Origin of the sequence: Mesorhizobium sp. M7A.F.Ca.US.005.03.2.1 (assembly GCF_003997795.1) — a bacterium.
Taxonomy (GTDB): Bacteria; Pseudomonadota; Alphaproteobacteria; order Rhizobiales; family Rhizobiaceae; genus Mesorhizobium; species Mesorhizobium ciceri.
On record NZ_RZRP01001648.1, the window covers coordinates 1 to 395 of the forward strand.

Consider the following 395-nt stretch of genomic DNA (forward strand, 5'->3'; position numbering starts at 1 on the left):
AACGTATCCACCATAGTGTCGAGCGAGACATGCATCAGCGTATTCTCTTTGAAAAGATATAAACATATGTTTATGTCAGTTTTCGAAACCTTGCAAGCGCTATGTCGCTTCCGGACAAGAAAATGCCGCTTGTGTGGCGTTTTAAGAGACATGGGCCATGACTGGACCGCGTGAGATGTTCGAGGCCCGCGAAGGCGAGCAGAGGCTGGAAAACGATCCCGCCCTGATGCCGCCGGATGACGGCATCGTCTTCATCGGCCGCATTGCCTCGCCGTGGACGACGCGCGAAACCTGCCCGAAGAACATGCGCGCCGCGCGCGAGACCGGGCAGAAGGCAGTGCTGACCATGGACGCGCCCTACCGAAATGGCTTACGGGGGCTGGAGCGCGCCAGAC

The 395-nt window shown here is 57.7% G+C and carries 1 pseudogene; it reads left to right on the plus strand.

Annotated elements, in window-relative coordinates:
* Nucleotides 1-157: 157 nt before the first annotated feature.
* Nucleotides 158-395 (plus strand): annotated as a pseudogene (locus EN991_RS39620) (tRNA (N6-threonylcarbamoyladenosine(37)-N6)-methyltransferase TrmO); the annotation flags it as partial.